General features: G+C 64.8%; 15 protein-coding genes and 2 pseudogenes. 8 read left to right on the top strand and 9 right to left on the bottom strand.

Features of this window, described 5'->3' with window-relative positions:
* Positions 1-198: 198 nt before the first annotated feature.
* The 5 genes and pseudogenes from C2L71_RS08760 to C2L71_RS08745 all read left to right on the top strand — a co-directional run bounded on the left by C2L71_RS08760 (position 199) and on the right by C2L71_RS08745 (position 3442).
* Complete coding sequence (locus C2L71_RS08760) at positions 199-486, top strand: outer dense fiber protein 1 (RefSeq protein WP_103265394.1); 288 nt, start codon at positions 199-201, stop codon at positions 484-486.
* A pseudogene (locus C2L71_RS12500) lies at positions 398-1144 on the top strand (GNAT family N-acetyltransferase); the annotation flags it as partial. The gene C2L71_RS08760 and the pseudogene C2L71_RS12500, both read left to right, overlap by 89 nt.
* A 258-nt stretch (positions 1145-1402) precedes the next feature.
* A pseudogene (locus C2L71_RS12495) lies at positions 1403-1540 on the top strand (sugar O-acetyltransferase); the annotation flags it as partial.
* 107 nt (positions 1541-1647) lie between these two features.
* Complete coding sequence (locus tag C2L71_RS08750) at positions 1648-2373, top strand: pentapeptide repeat-containing protein (RefSeq protein ID WP_239926548.1); 726 nt, start codon at positions 1648-1650, stop codon at positions 2371-2373.
* Positions 2374-2470: 97 nt separating this feature from the next.
* Entirely contained in the window at positions 2471-3442 is a 972-nt protein-coding gene (locus tag C2L71_RS08745; protein ID WP_103265392.1) for a DUF3737 family protein, read from the top strand.
* A gap of 560 nt (positions 3443-4002) precedes the next feature.
* On the opposite strand, the gene C2L71_RS08740 is transcribed toward C2L71_RS08745, so the two are convergent.
* The 4 genes from C2L71_RS08740 to C2L71_RS08725 are packed head-to-tail and all read right to left on the bottom strand — an operon-like array spanning position 4003 to position 8704.
* Entirely contained in the window at positions 4003-4551 is a 549-nt protein-coding gene (locus C2L71_RS08740; RefSeq protein ID WP_103265391.1) for a hypothetical protein, read from the bottom strand.
* Positions 4548-5372 (bottom strand): TorD/DmsD family molecular chaperone, encoded by an 825-nt coding sequence (locus C2L71_RS08735; protein WP_103265390.1) that lies wholly within the window; start codon positions 5370-5372, stop codon positions 4548-4550. Before C2L71_RS08735 ends, C2L71_RS08740 begins: the two co-directional genes overlap by 4 nt.
* A gap of 14 nt (positions 5373-5386) precedes the next feature.
* Positions 5387-5962 carry a 4Fe-4S dicluster domain-containing protein gene (locus C2L71_RS08730; protein WP_103265389.1) on the bottom strand — a complete coding sequence of 192 codons (576 nt, stop codon included), beginning with the start codon at positions 5960-5962 and terminating at the stop codon, positions 5387-5389.
* 12 nt (positions 5963-5974) lie between these two features.
* Positions 5975-8704: a molybdopterin-dependent oxidoreductase gene (locus C2L71_RS08725; RefSeq protein ID WP_103265388.1), complete on the bottom strand. Its 2730-nt coding sequence runs from the start codon at positions 8702-8704 to the stop codon at positions 5975-5977.
* 265 nt (positions 8705-8969) lie between these two features.
* Between C2L71_RS08725 and C2L71_RS08720 the strand changes: the two genes are divergently transcribed.
* Both C2L71_RS08720 and C2L71_RS08715 read left to right on the top strand, forming a co-directional pair.
* Positions 8970-9914, top strand: coding sequence for a LysR family transcriptional regulator (locus tag C2L71_RS08720; RefSeq protein ID WP_103265387.1), 945 nt, complete (start codon positions 8970-8972; stop codon positions 9912-9914).
* 178 nt (positions 9915-10092) lie between these two features.
* A complete protein-coding gene (locus C2L71_RS08715) occupies positions 10093-11946 on the top strand; it encodes a YgiQ family radical SAM protein (protein WP_103265386.1) in 1854 nt (617 codons plus the stop codon).
* Between the two features lie 197 nt (positions 11947-12143).
* Here C2L71_RS08715 and C2L71_RS08710 read toward each other — a convergent pair whose 3' ends face one another.
* The 4 genes from C2L71_RS08710 to C2L71_RS08695 form a co-directional block, all read right to left on the bottom strand.
* Positions 12144-13505, bottom strand: coding sequence for a UDP-glucose--hexose-1-phosphate uridylyltransferase (locus C2L71_RS08710; protein WP_103265385.1), 1362 nt, complete (start codon positions 13503-13505; stop codon positions 12144-12146).
* Entirely contained in the window at positions 13502-14740 is a 1239-nt protein-coding gene (locus tag C2L71_RS08705; protein WP_103265384.1) for a galactokinase, read from the bottom strand. Before C2L71_RS08705 ends, C2L71_RS08710 begins: the two co-directional genes overlap by 4 nt.
* Positions 14737-16566, bottom strand: coding sequence for a glycoside hydrolase family 2 protein (locus C2L71_RS08700; RefSeq protein ID WP_103265383.1), 1830 nt, complete (start codon positions 16564-16566; stop codon positions 14737-14739). Before C2L71_RS08700 ends, C2L71_RS08705 begins: the two co-directional genes overlap by 4 nt.
* 175 nt (positions 16567-16741) lie before the next feature.
* Positions 16742-18001, bottom strand: a complete 1260-nt coding sequence (locus tag C2L71_RS08695; protein ID WP_103265382.1) for an MFS transporter — start codon at positions 17999-18001, stop codon at positions 16742-16744.
* 122 nt (positions 18002-18123) lie between these two features.
* Between C2L71_RS08695 and C2L71_RS08690 the strand changes: the two genes are divergently transcribed.
* Entirely contained in the window at positions 18124-19002 is an 879-nt protein-coding gene (locus C2L71_RS08690; RefSeq protein ID WP_103265381.1) for a LysR family transcriptional regulator, read from the top strand.
* A 270-nt stretch (positions 19003-19272) separates the two neighbouring features.
* Here C2L71_RS08690 and C2L71_RS12335 read toward each other — a convergent pair whose 3' ends face one another.
* Complete coding sequence (locus C2L71_RS12335) at positions 19273-19509, bottom strand: MerR family transcriptional regulator (protein WP_239926546.1); 237 nt, start codon at positions 19507-19509, stop codon at positions 19273-19275.
* Positions 19510-19575: the final 66 nt, after the last annotated feature.

Below are 19575 nucleotides of genomic sequence, written 5' to 3'. Positions count from 1 at the left end.
GCCGAACCAAGATTAGCGGGTCGCAGGCTCGCTCGCCTTGCGCACGGAGCGGAAGGGGGAGTCCGTGCTCGCGTTGTACGCGGGAAGCGAAAAAAGGTCCGGCTCATTTTGCGCGCGGGACGCGGAGGAGTGGTCCAGGCTCGCGTTGTGTGCGGTGCTCGCGGTGCGTGCAGGAAGCGAAGAAGGGAGGGTCGAACGATGGTGCAGGGCATCGCCAGCAGGCGCAAGCGATACGTGGAGGTGGAGGCGATGTTTCTGGCTGACGGCTGCATCGTACCGCGCGCCGTGGTGTGGGACGACGGGCGTCGGTTTCCCGTGCGTGCCGTGCTGGGCACGAGGCGTTGCGCCTCCCTCAAGGTGGGCGGCGAGGGTGTGCGCTACGACGTGGTGGTCGGACATGCACATACGTTCCTCTTCCACGAGGACCCGCGTTGGTTCGTGGAGGAGATCGTGCCCGAAGCGCCTTCGGACGCGCCCATCGGCTAGAATGGTCGGAACGAGACGAAGGGCCGCACGGCGGCCTGGCGAGGAGGAACGAATGGACCGGATCGTTGTCGAGGACGTGCGCGAGCGTTCAGCGGAATTGGTGGAGAAGCTCGCGGGCGTCTGGGAGGCGTCGGTGCGGGCGACGCATCACTTTTTGACCGAGGCGGACGTCGTTGCGTTACGGCCCGAGGTCTACGAGGTGCTCGAGAGCGTCGCGCAACTGGCCGTGGTGCGCGAAGGCGGCGCACCCGTCGCGTTTGCCGGTGCGGAGGGTGGCGTGCTGGAGATGCTGTTCGCAGCGCCGGCCGCGCGCGGATGCGGCGTGGGGAAGGCGCTGCTCGCGCATGCTGTCGAAGATTGGGGTGTGCACCGGCTCGATGTGAACGAGCAGAACCCGGCCGCGCTCGGATTCTACGAGCACGAGGGATTCTTCGTGGCGGCGCGATCGTCGGCCGACGGGGCGGGCAGGCCCTTCCCGACGCTGCACCTTGCGCTCGCAACGGGCATCCGCGCGCAAATGGCGTCCGGAGAGTGGTTCGAGGCGGCCGACCTGCTGCTTGAACAGGATCGTATTCGCGCGCGGCGCATCATGCAGCGTTTCAACGCGGATGCGACGCTTGACGACGAGGGGCGCGCCGCGCTGCTGGGCGGGCTGCTCGGCGCCTTGGGAGCGGGCTCGTCAATGTCGGCGGGCGCGCAGGTGGACTACGGATACCACGTGTACGTCGGCTGCAACTGCTTCTTCAACTTCAATTGCACGTTTCTCGACGGTGCGCCCATCGTGTTCGGCGACGACGTGTGGGTGGGGCCGAACTGCACGTTCGCTACGGCGCTGCATCCGATGGTCGGGCGCGAGCGCGCCGTTTGGTTCGATGCCCAGGACGCGCCCCATCTGCGGGAGCGCAACCTGCCCATCGTCGTGGGAAACGACGTGTGGATAGCCGCGGGCGTGACGGTGAACCCGGGCGTGACCATCGGTGACGGGGCGGTCATTGGGTCGGGCAGCGTGGTGACGAAGGATGTGCCGCCGCGCACGCTCGCCTTCGGCAACCCCTGCCGTCCGGTGCGCGAGATAACGGCCGAGGATGCTATCGGGAATGCTGGTGTCGTCGAGGCTGCGGCCGATGCTGCCCACGCGGAGGCCGAAGCGGGTGCGGCTCTATGACGGCGGCAATGCGCGGCGCAAACGACGGCCCTGCATCTGCGGCATCGGCATCCGTATCGGCATCTGCACCTGCGCCCGCGCGACCGAACATTCCCGGCTTACTCGTGGACGTCTCGTCACTCTCGCGGTGGATCGTCGACGAGAACGACGGCGATCTGGTGGCCGCCCATCTGCGCCTAACGGGCTGCGTGGAAGCCGATGCCGACTTTGCGCTGCTTGAGCTGGCCGAATCGTGTGTCGAGGGTTGCGCGTTCTCCGCGTGCGATTTCTCGCGGGCGACGTTCGCCGACGTGGCGTTCTCCGGCTGCGACTTCTCCAACTGTGACTTCTCCGAAGCCGGTTTCACGCGCTGCACGTTCTCGTCGTGTAAGTTCACCGGTGCGAACCTCACCGAATCTATGCTGCGGCTTGTCGAGATGTGTGATTCGACGTGCGCGTACGCGTTCTTCACGAAGGCGAAGCTGGAAGATGCCGCCTTCCGCGCGACCGATTTCGTCCATGCCGACATCTCGGAGGCGCGCCTGCGCCGCGCCGCGTTCGACGATGTGCGCTTCGCCGGTACGAGCTTCTTCCGCACAAGCCTGGCCGGCGTCGACCTTTCCACCTGCCAGATGTCCGACATCGTGCTCTCCGACACCATGAGTGAACTGCGCGGATGCTCGATGGACCTGTTCCAGGCCGCCGGCATCGCGCGCAGGTTGGGCGTGATCGTCAAGGATTGAACAACGCTCGACCACTCTCCACGCAAGCTCCATTTGACTTGGAGCGGGCTCCAGGTTCTATGATCGTATCGATTCGAGATGGAGCCGAGGGGCGCGCATGCGGGAAAACGCTGCGATCGCCCAGAAGAGGGAAGTGGAAGCATTGACGATATCGAAAAGCGGCAACGCCGCTGCGGCATGTGAGATCACGGATCCGACGGCGCGGCCTTTCGTGGCCTCAGGTGGCCCGGCGGTCGTGGAGAACCAGGCCTTTGACGGCGAACGGGCCCTGTACGGCGCGCGCCGCCTGCGCGTCGAGAACTGCCGTTTCGACGGCCCAGCCGACGGCGAGAGCGCGCTCAAGGAGGTGTCCGACGTGGAGGTTGAAGACACGTTCTTCAACCTGCGCTATCCGCTTTGGCACGCGAGCCGCGTGCGTTTGAGGCGCTGCCGGATGACCGATCTGGCGCGCGCGGCGCTGTGGTACTGCGACCATGCGGTCATCGAGGATTGCAGCCTGCACGGCATCAAGGCGCTGCGCGAATGCCGCGACGTGCGCCTGTCCGGCTGCAACGTGCGTTCGGCGGAATTCGGGTGGTCGGTCGATCAGCTTGAGGTGGCGGACTGTTCGGTCGAGGGAGAGTACCCTTTCATGCGCGCCGAGAATCTGCGGTTTCGCGATGTCTCGCTGAAGGGGAAGTACTCGTTTCAGTACATCCGCAACGCGGAATTCGACGACTGCTCGTTCGACACGAAGGACGCGTTCTGGCACGCCCGCAACGTGACCGTGCGCAACAGCGTGGTGCGCGGCGAGTACCTGGGATGGTATTCCGATCATCTGACGTTCGAGAACTGTCGCATCGTCGGCACGCAGCCGCTGTGCTACTGCACCAATTTGAAGCTCGTGGACTGCGAAATGATCGATTGCGACTTGGCGTTCGAGAAATCGGACGTCGAAGCGCGCATCCTGACGCCCATCGACAGCGTGAAGAACCCGTATCGGGGCTTCATTGAAGCGCCGTCGGCCGAGGTCGTCCTGGATGATCCGCGGGCAGAAGGACTCTGCGACCTCCGCGTGGGTGCGTTCTAGCAGGTTCCGACCCGTGAACGGGGCGCCGCAGACTCCTTCTTCGGCGCTACTTCGGCCGCCACGGCGACTGGCGATGCAATGCGGCTTCTTGCACGGCGATTCCGCATTTTTGGACAAAATTTTCGGTTTTCGCAGCCTAAGTGGGACATAGGTGCCGCGCGCGAAGGAATGTCCGCTTCACAAGAAAAGTCGACCTGGGGCTATGCAGGCAATCTTCGCTTACCTTGGCACTGATCAGTAAAACTATCGAAATTTTTGTCCAGAAATGCGGAATCGCCGTGCAAAGCTGAAGGCGAAGGGCGATGGTGTGGTGGGTGGTATCCGTGCGATAGCGTCCAGATACGATCTCGGACAATGGTTGCGCCGAAGTGTCCGACAATCGCTCGAATATCGAAGTGTTGGAATCGCTCAAGCGCCGAAGTGCCCGGAAGTACTCAAGCGCCGGTATTGCACGTCCTCGTTCTGGGCGCGATGCTGTGCGAAGGCGTGAAAGCAAGGGCGGAGGCGACGGCGCGTATGGTGTCGCCGCCTCCATCGAAGAGGTCGCAACTGCTGCCGCGCTAGGCCTCGGGCCAGGCGGCGTGGTTCAGGTGCATCACGTGGCAACTGGCGCATCCTTCGACGTTTTCCAAAGGCATCGAATCATGACGATCGTGCCATGCGCCTTGCGTGTGGCAGCCGCTGCGTAAGCAGAAGCCCTCGGTATTGGCTAAGTTGCTCGGGCCCAGAGGATCTTCGAAATCACCTGCGACCCACTTCAGCCCTTCGCTGATTTGCTGGTCGATGCGCGGTTCGTGGCACGACAGGCATCCAACGCCGGCTTCGAGGTGCCTGTCTGACATGAGTGTGTCCGCCTCGTAATAGCCCTCCACATAGGAGTCCATAGGGCTGTGGCAGACGGCGCTGCAGAAGCTCGGCTGTTCGTGCCATACCCACAGACCGGCGCCCGCCGCCACGACCACGACGGCGACGACACCGATGGCGACACCCGCTTTGTGGGAAAGCCGCCGCGGTCGCTTCGGAGATTCGGCGGGCGTGCTGCGCTTTGCTCGCCGCCGACCTCTGTTTCGGGTTTCGGCCGAGGTGAGGCCGTTATCCCATTCGTTCATGCTCGTTCCCCTTTCAATGTGGACGGCAGCGCGTCCAAGAAGGCCGCGTCCAGCCGCACGAGCCTTTCCAGCAACCGTGCGGCTGTGGCGTACGGGCCTTGGCAGGCGTTCGCGAGATCCGCGGCATGCGAATCCGAGCTCGCGTTGGCGAGATCCGCAGAAAAAGGCCCGATCCATGCTCCCAGGTGCTCTTCGAGAAACGAAGCGCTGGTCTGCCGCGCCCGTTCGAGCGCATCACTGTCACCTTCTTCCCATGCCTTCTGCATGCCCTGGGCCAGCCGGGCGAGAAAGTCCAGCTCAAGCGCCAGGTGGTCGTCGGATACCTGGGGGTAGCGCTCGGGTATGAAGCCCTGCGCGCGATAGGCGGCGCGCACCTCCAGCGTGATGCGGGTGAACAGCGAGCCGTCCTTGAACTTCCAGACCGACTCCCAGGGTGGCGCGGGAAGCGCGCCCGGTCCTACGAACAGGCGGGCGTAGTCGATGCGGCGGGCTGGCACGTCCTCAAGGCCGGCGAGCGCTTTGCCGAACGCCTCGGCATCGCAGGCCGTGCCGCCCATGAGCACGAACGCCTCCCGGGCGAGTTCGGCATCCACGGCCTGCACAAAGCTTTCATTGGGCTCTTCGGCGAACAGATGCTGGAACAGGGCGTACAGATACGCTCGCGCCGCTAGTCGCTCCGGCACGCCCGCGTCGTCTGCCGCCTGCTCCCGCACGCCCTTGCCGGTTGCCAACCGCTCCACCACGCCCACACCCGCCGCCGGCCACTCCGCCAACCCGCGCCGGCCGGCGGCCGGCGTCCGCTCCAAAGTCCTCTCTTCCATGACTCGCCCCCTCCCTACACGATCGCGCGGCGACAAGGTTGCACGTAGGCTTGCTCCTTCGCGCGGATGAGCAGGTTGGGAGACGTCTCGTCGGCCGAGGGCAGCACGGGCAGCTCGCTCACCAGGCCCTCTCCATGGGCCGCGCGCAGCTCGTCCACGTCGCCGAACTCGATGGCGCGCATCGGGCAGGCGTCGACGCACACAGGGTTCTTCCCGTTGTCGCGGAAGGTCTTGCACCCGTCGCATTTGCCCGACACACGCCGATCCTCGTCGTAGGAAGGATGGCTGTAAGGGCACACGGCTGTGCAGGTGCGGCAGCCGATGCAGACGTCTTGGTCGATGAACACCGTGCCGTCCTCGGCTTTTTGGCAGGCGCCGGTTGGGCAGTTCTCCACGCAGGCGGGTCGCTCGCAGTGGTTGCAGGTGGCTGCAAGGTTGAAGCGGCTGGCGGTTGGGTAGACGCCCACCTGGTAGGTCTGGACTTCCCGGAAGATCACGTGGTCGGGTAGCTCGTTGCGGTCCTTGCAGGCCACCTGGCACGCGCGACATCCCGTGCAGCGGGACAGATCGAAGTAGAATCCCAAAGACATGACGTACCCCTTCTATTCGTTGACGACGATCGGTTGCGGAAGCGGCTTGTCCAAGTCGAGCGGCACGGCGCGTCCCTCGAACTTCTCCACCTGCACGACCACCGAGTTAAATCCCATAACCAGCGACTCGGCGAAGTACGAGCCGTTGAGCGTGCTGTCAGACGAGCCGAAATCGATGCCGGTTTCCTCGTCCATCTCCACCCAGCCGCCATGGGGGATGGCACACACGCCCTCCATGAAGCAGTCGTCGATGGCCAGGTGGCGCACCACCTTGCCGTAGGGGCTCGACACCAGTACGGCATCGCCGTCCGTCAGCCCGCGTTCGGCGGCGTCCTTACTGTTCATGAAGAACGGGTTCACGTACGCCTCGCGCAGCCACGGCGTGTTCTCCAGGATGGTGTGCGCGCGGCGCAGGTAGTGCGGCTGGAAGCACTGCAGCGGGTAGTCGCCCTTCGTCTTGCTCTCCCAATCGGCGAACGTCGCCTCGTAGTTGTCCTTGGACTGGAAGAACACGGGATAGGGCTTGAACTCGTGCTCGGACACGCCCATGAGGTTGAGGATGTCGGCGCGCGACTGGCAGTAGATCTCGAACTTACCGCTCTTGGAAGGCAGAGGGTGCGCCTCGGGGTCGGCGACGAAGTCCTGGTAGGCGATCCACGTCCAGTTGTCGTTCTCGCGCCGCGGCGCCTGGTAGCTGCCGGTTTTCACGAACTCATCGTAGTCGATGACGCCCTGCTGCGGCTTGCCTTCCAAGCCCAGCTCGTCGATCTTCTCCTGCGTCACGGTGACGAGCGGCATCACGCCGGTGCCGTCCTCGGTGCGGATGGTGGAGGTGAGCACGGCGTCGAAGCGGCGCTGCGTGTCGGAGCGCGTGTAGAACTCGCGCGGGTCCAGGCCGCACTTCTCGGCCAGAAGCTCCACGAACTGCCGGTCGCTCTTCGCCTCGTACAGAGGCTCGCATACAGTTCCGGGGATGAGCATGAAGTCGCGGTTGATCTGCGTGTTGATCATGCCGGTTTCGTATTCGGCGTTCTCCCAGCGCGTCGTGCAGGGCAGCACGATATCGGAGTACTGGGCGGTGGGGCGGAACTGCCAGGTGTGGCAGACCACGAGGTCGAGCCCGCGGAACACCTCGATGGCCTTGTTGATGTCCATGTTGGTGGAGAAGCCCTCGTTGTTCTGGGCGAAGTAGGCGCGGATGTTGATGTCGCGCTCTTCGGGCTCCACGATGGACGACGATCCGTCGGCGTAGCTGATGGTGCCCATGTAGTGGTAGCTGCCCTTGAGCACGGCCGACCACATCTCGGGGCCGGTGATGGCGTCGTCGTTGGGGTTGGCGATGGTCAGCGTGCCGATGGCGCTGTTGCCGGTGGTCATGGCATCCAGGTCGGGCAAGGGCGCGCCGCACTGCACGATGGGCTCGCCGGAATTGCCTGCCGAAAAGCTGAAGATGCCGCCGGTGGCGTTGCCCGGCCTGCCCAGGTGCCCGCCCATGCAGCCGATGGTCAAAAACAGCTGCGGGAAGTACTCGGAGCCGTTGTAGCGGGCGGCCGCGTAGCTGTGCAGGTTCATGACGTTGTTGCCCCGCGCCTGCAGATGTGCGTACCAGCGGATGTCCTCCACCGGCGTGCCGCAGTATTCGGTCGCCCACTCGGGGGTCTTGGGGATGCCGTCGTAGGCGCCCAGCACGTAGTCGTGGAGGTTCTCGTCCACTGTGGCATCATCGGGCATGGTCTCGGCGTCGAAGCCCACGCAGCAGCGATGCAAAAAGTCCCAGTCCAGGATGGATCCGTTCTCGTCCTCGATGATCATGACGTAGGCCACGGCCAACAAGAATGCCGTGTCGCTGCCGGGCAGCACGCGTATCCAGCGCGCATCGAGTGTGGAGGCGGAGAAGTTATAGTCGGGTCCCACGTAGACAAACGCGGTGCCGTTCTCCTTCGCGCGCATGAAGTGGTACATGGGGTTGCCCGCCGAGCACCAGGCGGGATTCGCCGAATACAACACAATGGTGTCGGCGTTCAGCAGGTCCAGCCGGTCGTTCGAGCCGTTGATGTCGGGGTTGATGGCGTAGGTGATCCCCAGGTTCGGCGTGCCTACGAAGTAGGAGCCGTAGGAGTTGGAGTTGAGGAACGGAATGTGGCCGCCCAGCTGGTCGAGCACATTCTCCAGCTGCGCGCCGGCGTAGCCGCCGATCATGATGGAGCGGTTGCCGTACTCGGCGTAGATGCGGTCGATCTCCTGCGCGATCATCTCGCAGGCCTCGTCCCAGGTGATGCGCTCCCATTCGTCCTTGCCGCGCAGTTCGCCGTGGATGTTATCGCCGCCGCCGGGCTGCCAGTGCACGCGCTTCAGGGGGTACTTGATGCGGTCGGCGCCGAACAGGTGCTGGCGCTGAGAGCGGCCGCGCGGACAGGCGCGCTGCTGCGGCAGCTCGAAGGTGTCGTCGTGGGTATCGTCGGTTTTCACGCGCATCACCACGCCATCCACCGTGTAGGCGCGCAACATGCAGCGGCTGCCGCCGCAGTTGTGCCAGCAGGGCACGGTTACCCACTCGCCGTGCAGGTTCGGATCGAACTCCGCGTCTAGGCGGTGTCCGTCCGGGGTTGTGGCTTGGGTGGCTTCGGCGGCATCCGCCTCGCGCAGCGTGTTGTCCGGGCTGCACCCGGTCGCGGCCAATGCGGCGGTTGCCGCCGCCGCTGCTCCGATGAAGCTTCGCCTTGAGATAGGAATGCGGTCCATGCGTCCCCTCCTTGTCTTCGGGCCGGGCGTTCGGCCCCTGTGCGGTCGAGCCCGGCACCTTGCAGCAGGTGCCGGCCCTTCTCGTCCTTGCCGGGCCGGTTCTTCTTTCGTGCGGAGACCGGCCCCTTCATGAAGCCTTTCGGCTCCGATTCGATTATTCGCGCGTACGGGGTAGGAAAGCAAATACCTATATTGATTTGTATTATATAGAGGAAAGGCATACTATAGGTTTGACGAGGAAAGGCCTGCGACAGGAGGAAGGCTCATGCAATCGCCCGAAGCCATGCGGCCGCATCTCGAGATACACGCCCTGCGCTACTTCCGCGCGTTCGTGCAGGAGGGCACCGTGCTCGGCGCGGCCAAGGCGCTGCACATCACGCAGCCTACGCTTTCGCGACAGCTCATCAATCTGGAGAAGCAGATGGGTTGTCCCCTGTACGTGCGGGAGGGCCGCCACGTGAAGCTGACGGAGAAGGGGCGGGTGCTCTACCAGTACGCCGAATCGGTGGTTGACCTCGTCGAGAAGGCTGAGCGCGAGCTGGCGTCGGAAGACCGGCAGGTGGCGGGCAATGTGTTTCTGGGCCATGGCGAGCCGTTGGCCATGCGGCTGGTGACCATGGCGATGAAGCGCACGCGAGAGCTCTTCCCCTTCATCCAATTCCACCTGTTCACCGGATCGACGGGCGACTTGTTTGACAAGCTCGATACGGGGTTTCTCGATTTCATCGTGGAAAGCGAGGTGGTGGGACGCCCGGGCTACCGCCAGCTCATGATACCCTTGGCCGACAGATGGGGCGTGGTCATGCGCAAGGACGACCCGCTTGCCGAGCGCGCCTCCATCCGCCCGGCGGATCTGGAGTGCAAAGACATCCTCTGCTCCCGGCAGGTACTGAAGGCGGGCGTGCTGCGCGATTGGGCGGGCGACTCGTTCGACAAGATGCGCCAGGCAGCGACATTCAACGCGGGATCGTTCATGATCAGCATGATGCCCCTGTACGGCATGGCCTATGCGTTCACCTACGAGAACGTGTTCGAGGTGAACGGCTCGCGCGATCTGTGCTTTCGCCGCCTAGAGCCGGCGACCGAATCGGAATGCGGCCTGATCTGGAAGAAGAGTCGCATGCTATCGGCTCCGGCCAAGGTTTTTCTCGAGCAGATGGAGAAGCTGTGCGAGGATCCGGGCGCGGCGCTTGCGCTCGATCTGCCTTGACGTCGATCCACGTTCGCGCAGCACGTCGTGCCGCTGAAGCGGCGCGGCAGCGCTTCAGCGCGTCCGTGCTATACTCGGCTTCGGTGCGTCGTCTCGAGGCGTTGAAAAGACGCCGGGAGCGCCGCACGTCGAACCGCCGCTGAGAGCCTCATATCAAACCGCGCGTTGAGGGAGCTGCATGGAACACGGGTTTTTGCCGGTCAATCGCCGGGACATGCTCGATCGGGGATGGGACCGGGTCGATTTCGCGTACGTGTCAGGCGATGCTTACGTCGACCATCCTTCGTTCGGCATGGCCATCATCACGCGGCTTCTGGAAGCGAAGGGCTACAAGGTGGGCGTCATCGCACAGCCCGATTGGAACGACGAGCGCAGCATCGCCGTGTTCGGCGAACCGCGGTTGGGCTTTCTCGTGTCTGCGGGGAACATGGACTCGATGGTGAACCACTACACGGTGGCCAAAAAACGTCGCAAATCCGACGCTTATTCGCCAGGAAGCGCGGCGGGCCGGCGGCCGAACCGCGCAGCGACGGTCTATGCCAACCTGATCCGACGTACGTACAAAAAGACGCCTATCATTCTGGGGGGCATCGAGGCGAGTCTGCGCCGTCTTGCGCACTATGACTACTGGTCGGACAAGATCAGGCGCTCGATCCTTCTCGACTCAGGTGCCGACCTTGTTTCCTACGGCATGGGGGAGCACTCCATCGTAGAGATAGCCGACGCGCTGGACAGCGGCCTGTCCATCCAAGATCTCACGTTCATCGACGGGACGGCGTACAAGGCAGCCTCGCTCGAGCACGTTTACGACGCCGAGGTGCTGCCTTCTTTCGACGAGCTCAAGGCCGATAGGCTAAACTATGCGAAAAGCTTTGCCGTACAGTATGCCAATAGCGATCCCCTCACGGGCAAGCGCCTGGTTGAGCCGTACTCCGATCGCGAGTTCGTTGTGCAGAACCCGCCTGCGGCTCCGCTTTCACAAGAGGAGTTGGATGCGGTGTACGCGCTGCCCTACATGCGTGCTTGCCACCCGATGTACGAGCGCGAAGGCGGCGTGCCGGCTATTGCGGAGGTGAAGTTCAGCCTGACCAGCAACCGCGGCTGCTTCGGCGAATGCTCGTTCTGCGCGCTCACGTTCCATCAGGGGCGTATTGTGCAGGCGCGCAGCCACGAATCGCTTCTGCGCGAAGCTCGGCTCATCGTCGACGATCCGGGTTTCAAGGGATACCTGCACGACGTGGGCGGCCCCACGGCGAATTTCCGCGCTCCGGCCTGCGAAAAGCAGCTCAAGCGCGGCGCGTGCCCGAACAAGCGCTGCCTCTTTCCCGAGCCGTGTCGGCAGCTGGATGCCGACCACGGAGACTATCTGGAGCTGTTGCGCGCGCTGCGCGGCCTGCCCGGCGTGAAGAAGGTGTTCGTGCGCTCGGGCGTCCGTTTCGACTTCGTGCTGGCTGATCGGGTGTACGGAGACGCGTTCATCCGCGAGCTGTGCGAGCACCATGTGAGCGGGCAGCTGAGAGTTGCTCCTGAGCACGTGTCCGACGCGGTGCTCTCGGTTATGGGCAAGCCTGAAAACCGCGTGTACCAGCGCTTTGCGCGCGCCTTCGAGCAGGCCAACGAGGAACTCGGCAAAAAGCAGTACCTGGTACCCTATCTTATGTCATCACACCCCGGATCGACGTTGGACGAGGCGGTGGAGCTGGCCGAGTATTGCCGCGATTTGGGTTTCAACCCCGAGCAGGTGCAGGATTTCTACCCTACGCCGGGCAGCATGTCCACGGTCATGTACGCGACAGGCGTCGATCCGCGCACCTTGCAGCCGATCTACGTGCCGAAAAACCCGCATGAAAAGGCGCTTCAGCGCGCGCTCATCCAGTACCGCGATCCGAGGAACCGCGATCTGGTGCGGGAGGCGCTGCGCAAGGCCGGCCGCATGGACCTGATCGGATACGGGCCGAAGTGTCTTGTGCGTCCGAAGAAGGATGCAGGTGTTCGAACGGGCAAGGGTGCCGGTTCTCGACATCGAAAATGAAAGCTACGATCTTGCGTAGCTGCGGCATGCGTCCCGTAGGCGATGCGAGCATGCTTCTGGTGGGCGACGGTGCTCCGAAGGCGATCGGCCGATGAGACGGTGCGAACGCGCCCTACCGGGAAGACGCCGTTGACGCGCTGCCGTGCTGACGCGGGTTCGTCATGTACTGCGGCGAGTGTTTCGACCGAGTTGAAAGCTCATGCGAATTCCGAGAAGAAGGCATTCCAGCCGGAGGCTCCTGTCGCATTGCGCTTGAAGACGCCGGTCGTCTCGAGGATGGCGGTGAAGGCGCGGGCGACCTCGTCGCGCAGGACAGGGTGGATCGGATCGTATTCACCGGCGGTGGGAGCGGCGAGCTCGGCTCTGCGCCTGGCGAGGATGTCGGCGGCCCAGGCGGCGTGCGAGGCGGTTCCTTCGCACGCGCGCAGGCGACTCTCAATTTCGTCGGGGGCCCGTTCTGCCCGAGCGGCTTCAACGAGCTCGCATCCCGTCCGGGGGAGCTCGCGTGCGAGGCGCGGCGGCAGGACAGCGAGCCCCATGATCTCGATGAGGCCGATGTTCTCCTTCTTGATGTGGTGCAGCTTTTCATGAGCGTGAAAAACGCCCCAAGGATGAGTTTTGTCTGTACGATTGTTGCGCAGCACGAGGTCCATCACGTAAAGAGCACCCCTTCGACGCACGATAGGGTTGAGCGTATTGTGGGGGCCGTCCGCATCCTGCGCGACGATGCCGCACGGCTCGAAGGAGAAGCCCTGCCATGTCTTCAGGACGCGAGCGGCGACGCGGGCGAGAGCGACTCGGTCCTCCGAGACAAGCCGCAGCGTCGATGCCGGCCAGCGCACGATGCCGCAGCGCACCTGGGGCGTCCCCGGCAGCGCTACGTTGCGCTCGATGGGCGCCTTCATAAGCGGGAGCACGTGCCGCCCGCCCTGGAAGTGGTCGTGCGAGAGGATGGATCCGCCCACAATGGGCAGGTCGGCGTTCGACCCAATGAAGTAGAACGGAAACAGGTCGACGAAATCGAGCAACCGCACGAAGCAGGCCGCGTCGATCTTCATGGGCCGGTGCTCGGCCGAAAGCGCGACGCAATGTTCGTGGAAGTACGCATAGGGCGAGAACTGAAGGCCCCAGCGCTCGCCGGAAAGCTCGATGCGGGCGATGCGCAGACCGGGCTTTGCCGTGCGTCCGGGCGCACGGCAAATGCTCTCGTTCTCCCAGCAGAGCTCGCATTGGGGGAATGACGGCGATGGCGGGGTGCTGTGAGAGGCTGCAGGTTGCGCGGCGTCCGCCGTGGCATTGGAAATCGAGGCGGCTCCCGCTTGTGCCGCGGCGATGGCGCGCGGGTCCTTTTCGGGCTTGGACAAGTTGATGGTCATCTCCAGAGTGCCGTAAGGGCTCGCTGCGGTCCAGCAGATGTTCCGCGCAACGGCCCTTTCGTCGATGTAGCCGCTCGAGGTTCCGAGGCGATGCAGGTATGCCACCGCGGCCTCTGCATCCAGCGCGAGCAGGCGGTCGAACTCCGCGCGCACCTCAGCTGGCGCGGGCAGCGGCGCGCTCATCGGATGAGCCTCCTTGCACGCACGCCGGGTGCGCCGATGGTCACCGGCATGCAGGCCTCGTAGCCCAAAAGCTCGTCCATCCTCGCGCGGAACATCTCAGTCTCGCCCTCGGGCACGAAGGCGAGCACGCTGCCGCCGAATCCGCCGCCGTGGATGCGGAACGCCCCGCGATTGCCCAGAAGATGCGCGCACAGCGCAAGCGCAACCATGGCGCTCTGCTCGGAGCCCGTGTGGTCGGCGCGCGGCGACACGTTCTGGAGATACTGCGCCGACGAGGCGCCCGACAGTCGAACGAGCTCGAGGAACGTCGCAAAGTCGCCGGCTTCGAGCGCATGCTTCTGCGCGGCGACGCGATGCGTCTCCTCGAAGAAGTGGAGCGCGCGCAGGGCCGCCCGATCGCCCAGGTCGGCGCGTACGCCCGCGAGTTCGGAGAGGAACGCTTCAAAGGGAACGTCTTGGAGCCGCCTGCGCCCGAAGCGCCGCGCGACGGCGAACATGTCGGCGGGGACGGCTACGAACTCGTCGGTGTGCCGCGTGTGGTCGCAGCGGCTGTCCACCAGCAGCAGCGAGTGCCCGCACGCGCTCATGTCGAAGGCGACCGGAGAGACGCGTGGCATCTCGCCCGCGAAGTCGAGCTCCGCGATGCCGCCGAAGGCGCTCGCCAACTGATCCTGCGCGCCCGAGGGCTTGCCGAAGTAAACGGCTTCGGCCCATGAGCCGTCGAGCGCGAGCTGGACGACGCTGCGGCGCGGATCCAAGCTGTCCGGGCCGCACACCGTGCGGATCAGCATCGCCAGCAGCATCTCGAAGGCGGCCGACGACGAGACGCCGCAGCCGGAGGGGATGTCCGAGCACGTGACGGCGTCGAAGCCTCGCAGCTTCCCGCCTCCGCGCGCGGAGGCGGCGGCCATGCCGCGCACGAGCGATAGAGGCGTGCCGCGCTCATCTGCACGCGGCGCAAGGTCTTGCACGTAGACGCTCGCCTCGCCGAAGCCCTCCATGCTCACGCGGATCTCATCCGTGCCGTTTGGTGCCGCCAGGGCGAACATGCGCCGGTCGATGGCTGTGGAGATGGTGCGTCCGCCCTGGTGATCGGTGTGATTCCCAGCCAACTCCACGCGTCCCGGTGCGGATGCGAATGCGAACGCGCTGCGGCTTGCGTCGCCCGTGCCGCCGAATCGTTCCGCGAATCGCCAACGCAGCAGGTCCAGAGCTTCGCCTTCGGTCCGCGTCATAAGCACTCGCCCTCCTCGAGCTTGTTCACGCGTCGGTCGTAGGTAATGAGACCGTTCGTCTCCTCTTCCACGTCGGAAAGTTGGGTGTACACGTAGCCGGCTAGTCCTTTGGCCTCGAGCGCGTTGGCCTGGGCGAGCACCGAGCGCACGCCGGCCCGAAACGACGTGAGGTTACCGAATGAGCCGTATCCGTACGACGTGGGAAGCGCGCTGTGCCCCGGCACGCGAAGCGACAGCCCACCGAATTCCGAGATCACGAACGCACGGTGCGGCCGAGCTGCATCGGCGTACACCTCGAGTGGACGGAAGTAGTTGTGCACGCTCAGAAAGTCGCCGCAACGTTGGTCGTACCAACCGCTCACGGCGTCGATGGGGCGCGTCGGATCGAGACGGCGCACAAGTCCGACCGCCCGACGGGCTTCGAACTGCCCCCACGCCTCGTTGAACAGCACCCAGGCGCAGATGCAGGGGTGGTTGCGCAGGTGCTCCACCGTGCCTTCGCACGCAGCGATCCATTCTGTGCGAAACATCGGATCGTCGGCGGCCAGACCGGGGAAGTGGTGCGGGTCGTCGTCGGCGTAGCGGCTCCACGATCTGCGGAAGAACGTGGGCTTGTAGCTGGAATGCCAAGGGCTTGGAGTTGCGCCGCCGCTCACCATGTCCTGCCATACGAGCATGCCCAGCTTGTCGCACCAATAATAGTACCGATCGGACTCCACTTTGATATGCTTGCGCAAAAGGTTGAAGCCCAACTCTCGCATCGTGCGTACATCGAAGGCGAGCGCCTCGTCGACGGGCGCGGTCATGAGGCCGTCGGGCCAGTAGCCTTGGTCGAGCACGCCTCGCAGGAAGAGCGGCTTGTGGTTGAGGTGGAAGCGCGGTACGCCCTGCGCGTCCGGCTCGACGCTCACGGTGCGGAAGGCGCAGTAGCTTCTCGTGCGATCGTGTCCGAAGGAGAGCTCGAGGTCGTAAAGGTGCGGATCGTCCGGGCTCCAAAGATGCGGTTCGGGCACATCCAGCGCGAGCTCGCAGCGCCCATCCTCTGCAGGCGCTTCGGCGCACGCTATCGTGGCGCCGTTGTCGAGGAGGCGCACGGCCAGCGTCGCGTCTCCGTGCACAGTCGCAGCGATCGCGAGTTTTTCCTCGTCGGGACGCGGGTCGATCGTAAGTGCGACGATATGTTCCTCGGGTATCGTCTCTACCCACACGCTTTGCCACATGCCGCTCTGCGCGGTGTACCAGATGCCGCCTCGTGCACGTCGCTGCTTGCCGCGCAGCTGAGTGCCCGCGTCGCTTGGGTCATGCACGCACACGACCAGCTCGTTCCCCGTGTCTTCCAAGAGGTCCGTGACGTCGAAGGAAAACGGCAGATAGCCGCCCACGTGCTCGCCCGCGCACGAACCGTTCACGTAGCAGGCGCACGCGTGATCCACCGCCTCGAAATGAAGGATGACGCGCCTGTCGTCGGTAAGATCGGGCGTGGCAAACGTCCGTCGGTACCACAGAAGCTCGTTTGGCTGCACCTGCCGGTTCACGCCCGAGAGTGGTGCTTCCGGCGAGTAGGGCACGCGTATGTGCCCGTCCCACGTCTCCGGTCCATCCGCTCGCCGCCATGCGTCGGCCGCTTCGTCGGCTGTTTTGATCGCGTAGTCCCACCAACCGTCGAGCAGCTCGAAGTTCTCGCGTGCAAGCTGAGGCTGGGGATGGACCGCCTGGCGTTCGTCTCCCGCTGCCAGTGCCTCGCCCCATGGCGTGAAGAGCTCCTGCAGCTCAACGTCCTCCGGCTTGTGCGGTGCGCTCGCCAGCATGCGCTTGATATCCAGCATTGCTACGGCCTCCTGTTCGCACGTGCCACGCGCCGAACTTGTCCTGGATGCATCCTACCGGATTCCACCTTCCCGCGCACGTCCTTCTGCGATGCCTGATCATCTCGACCCAAGAGCCATGATCGAAGAGCGGAGCACGCGCAGCGCCCGAACAACGCATCCTCGGTCCAGCTGATTACTCCAGCTCGTTTGCGGCCGCTTCGGAGACGCGGGAGGCATCGACGGGGCCTTCGGCGTTGCGATGCGCAGTCATGCGGACGAGCATCAACGCCAGCGCGGCTGCTGCGAGGGCCAGCACGGCACCTGTCGGCCCGGTGGCCAGCAGGCCTCCCGCGTTCACCACGAGGCCTCCCGCGAACGATCCCAGCGCGATGCCCGCGTTGAACGCCATGGGGTGCAGTGAGGCGGAGAACGTGAGGGCGCTCGGGTAGTCGGCGCGGGCGACGTCCTGGAACAGCATCTGCACGGTGGAGTTCATCACGTACATGAGCAGGCCCACCGCGAGGATGTTCGCGATGCCGACTACCCCGGCGGGAAGGCTCGCGGCCAAAAGCGCCAGCAAGGCCGCGTGCACCGCGAAGACGACGGGCAGCGCGCGCAGCCCGAAGCGGCCCGCCACCCAGCCCGACAGCAGGTTCGAGCCCACGCACGCAGCGCCGAACAGCAGCAGCACGAGGCTCGCGCCGGGCGCGTCGAGGCCGACGACGTCGGCGAGGACGGGCGCGAGATAGGTGTAGAACACGTAGGTGGATGCCGCGCCTACGAGGATCATGGCGGCGGCGCCCAGCACGCGCGCGTCGCCGAGCAAGCGCAGTTGCGATCGCAGGGTGGGAGCAGCGCCTGCAGCATGCGCGGAGGAGCCGCGGGGGAGCGCCGGCAGCAGGGCGGCGCTCACGGCCAGGCCGAGCGCGAACACGCAGGCGTAGGCCGCCTTCCATCCGAGCATGTCGGCCAGCGCAGTGCCGATGGGCACGCCGACGACGCTCGACACCGAGAACCCGGCCAGCACGAGGCCCAGCACGGCGGCCACGCGCTCCTTCGCCACGATGTCGGGCACGTAGGTGAGCGCGAGGGCCAAAAGCGTGCCTGATGTGGCGGCGGGCAGCATGCGCGAGACGAGCAGCAGCGCGTAATCGTCGGCGAACAGCGTGAGCAGGTTGCCGACGCAGAACACCGCCAGCAGCGCTGCCATCACCTTGAAGCGGTCGGCGCGCGCCGTGGCGAGCGCAACGACGGGCGTGGCGACGGCGCAGGCGAGCGCGTAATAACCCACGAGGTCGCCGACGAGCGTGAGCGGCTCGCCCAGCCCCTCGGCCACGGCGGGTGTGATGCCGATCAGCACGAACTCGGCGAAGCCGAGCGCGAACGCGAGCGCGACCAGCAGCGCCGCCGCGAACGCGGTGCGCCGGGGGCTCGCGAGGTTTCCGGTGCTCATAGAGGCCTCCAACGAATGGTCCCTGTCTTCCTTATCCACCGTACCGCCCTCGTGGTAAAATAGCCAATGCTTATAATGAAAGTCTTTATATGCCTATCGGGTATAGAGAATCGGAGGACGACATGGAGCTTCGGACGCTCAGGTACTTCCTCGCCCTCGCGCAGGAGGGCACCGTCTCGAACGCGGCGAAGGCGCTGCATGTGACGCAGCCCACGCTGTCGCGCCAGCTGGCCGACTTGGAGCGGGGCTTCGGCAAGCAGCTGTTCGAGCGCGGGGCCAAGCGCATCGTGCTCACCGACGAGGGAGTGCGCCTGCGCGAGTACGCCGAGGCCATCGTGGAGCTGGCCGACAAGGCCGAGGCCGAGCTGGCCCAGCCCGAGCGCGCCGTGGCCGGCGACGTGTACGTCGGGTGCGGCGAGTCGGACGCCATGCGCATCATCCTGCGTGCGGCGAAACGGGCGCGCGACGAGCATCCCGGCGTGCATTTCCATCTGTTCAGCGGCACAAGCGCCGATTTGATGAACCGCTTCAACGAGGGGCTGTTCGACTTCATGGTGGAATTCGAGGCCGTGAGCCGTCCCGACTGCCTGTCGTGCCCGCTGCCGACGCTCGACACCTGGGGCGTGCTCATGCGCGCGGATTCCCCCTTGGCGGATCTTCCCGCCGTGCGCGCCGACGACCTGGCCGCGCATCCCGTCATCTGCTCGCGCCAGGCGCTCAAGGCGGGCGTCATGCAGGCGTGGGCGGGCGAGGCGTTCGATTCCTGGGACGTGGTGGCCACGTACAACCTCGTGTTCAACGGGGCGCTCATGGTGGAGGAGGGCCTCGGGTCGGCCATCTGCTACGACGGGCTGGTGAAGACGGTCCCTGGCGGCCCGCTGTGCTTCCGGCCGCTCGACCCGCCGCTCTCCTCGAACATTGACGTGGTTTGGAAGAAGCATCGCCGCCTCTCGAAGGCCGCCGAGACGTTTCTAGGCTGCTTGCAGGAGGAATGCGGCTAAGACGAAGCGGCGGCGCGCGCGAGCCCGTTCCGGCGATTGCGAAGAAGAGACGACGCATAGCCGACTGGCGGCCGTTTTCGACGGAAATTCGTCGTCGATCGGGTCCTCGGGGATCCACGCTGTTTAACGCTCAACACTGAGCTGGTAAAACGTAGACGCGAGGCAATCCGCTCGCGGTTTCGACTGCATCGCGCTGCCCAAGGCGGTGAATTTCCGTCGAAAACGGCCACGATTCTCTAAATCGGTGGCGCGGACGGAGCGCGCAAGCGGTTATTCCCGACGTAGCCATTCGTCGCCGGTTTCGACGTATTTTCCATCGGTCCGGTAGCTGGCGATCTTACCGTCGAGGCGCTGTACGGTGACCTTCATCTCCTCGAGCTTCGCGTTCAGTATGTCGCGTTGCTCGACGAGTATCTCAAGACGTGCGGTGGTGATGCGCTCGCCTATCTGGAAGAGCCCACGTATTCGACAAGGGCTTTTATCTGCACATCCGATTCGCGCATGCAACGGATGAACTCCACCTAGCCGCAATCGTATTCGGTGAAGTTGCGGGTGTTGTTCGGCAGGTGCGTG

The organism is Enteroscipio rubneri, from assembly GCF_002899715.1.
GTDB lineage: Bacteria > Actinomycetota > Coriobacteriia > Coriobacteriales > Eggerthellaceae > Enteroscipio > Enteroscipio rubneri.
This window is presented reverse-complemented; position numbering and strand designations above follow the sequence as displayed.